This is a genomic window from Chitinophaga sp. ARDCPP14 (genome assembly GCF_051362515.1).
GTDB lineage: Bacteria > Bacteroidota > Bacteroidia > Chitinophagales > Chitinophagaceae > Chitinophaga.
Genome location: NZ_JBKIXB010000025.1, coordinates 1 through 1,337, shown reverse-complemented (window position 1 = coordinate 1,337; position 1,337 = coordinate 1). Strand labels below are relative to the sequence as shown.

2 rRNA genes are annotated in these 1,337 nt (G+C 47.8%); both read right to left on the bottom strand.

Annotated features, from left to right (window positions below):
* Positions 1-12: 12 nt before the first annotated feature.
* A 5S ribosomal RNA gene (gene rrf, locus ACLHR0_RS31610) occupies positions 13-124 on the bottom strand.
* A gap of 83 nt (positions 125-207) precedes the next feature.
* Positions 208-1,337, bottom strand: a 23S ribosomal RNA gene (locus tag ACLHR0_RS31605); the annotation flags it as partial.

Sequence of the window (1,337 nt, the reverse complement as noted above, 5' to 3'; positions counted from 1 at the left end):
TTCTCTTAATAAGTATGGCAGCTACCTACTCTCCCGCATGATATTGCAGTACCATCGGCCATGAGGGGCTTAACTTCTCTGTTCGGAATGGGAAGAGGTGAACACCCTCGGCATAACCACCATAAGATCTTTTTTGCTGTTACAGCAAACTAATAAGATAACATATCGGGAAAGTTGTATTCTAAGACTCTTTAACGTAATATTTAAAAAATTAAAGCTTACGGGCAATTAGTATTACTCGGCTGCGATGTTACCACCCTTACACCTGTAACCTATCAACGTCGTAGTCTCCGACGGCCCTTAAAAGTAAACTCATCTTGAAGCAGGTTTCACGCTTAGATGCTTTCAGCGTTTATCCTATCCATACATAGCTACTCTGCACTGCACCTGGCGGCACAACAGATACACCAGCGGTATGTACGACCCGGTCCTCTCGTACTAAGGTCATGTCCTCTCAATTTACTAACGATCACAACAGATAGGGACCGAACTGTCTTGCGACGTTCTGAACCCAGTTCACGTGCCACTTTAATCGGCGAACAGCCGAACCCTTGGGACCTTCTCCAGCCCCAGGATGTGACGAACCGACATCGAGGTGCCAAACCTCACCGTCGATATGAGCTCTTGGGTGAGATCAGCCTGTTATCCCCGGAGTACCTTTTATCCTTTGAGCGATGGCCCTTCCATACAGAACCACCGGATCACTTTAGCCTGCTTTCGCACCTGCTCGGCTTGTTTGCCTCACAGTCAAGCACCCTTATACTAATGCGCTCTGCGTACGATTACCAACCGTACTGAGGGTACCTTTGCGAGCCTCCGTTACCTTTTAGGAGGCGACCACCCCAGTCAAACTACCCACCAAACAATGTCTCCCCTTGCAGGGATTAGACTCTAAATAACAGAAGGTTGGTATTTCAACGATGACTCCACAACTCCTGGCGAAGCTGCTTCATAGTCTCCCAACTATCCTACACATCTGGCATTCAAAATCAATGTTAAGTTGTAGTGAAGGTTCACGGGGTCTTTCCGTCCCGTTGCGATTAACCGGCATCTTCACCGATACTACAATTTCACCGAGCTCGTGGTAGAGACAGTGTACAACTCATTAGACCATTCGTGCAGGTCGGAACTTACCCGACAAGGAATTTCGCTACCTTAGGACCGTTATAGTTACGGCCGCCGTTTACTGGGGCTTCAGTCAGAAGCTTTGGATTGCTCCGAACATCCTTCCTTAACCTTCCAGCACCGGGCAGGTATCAGGCTCTATACGTCATCTTTCGATTTTGCAGGGCCCTGTGTTTTTGTTAAACAGTTGGTTGTACCATTTTACTGAGGCC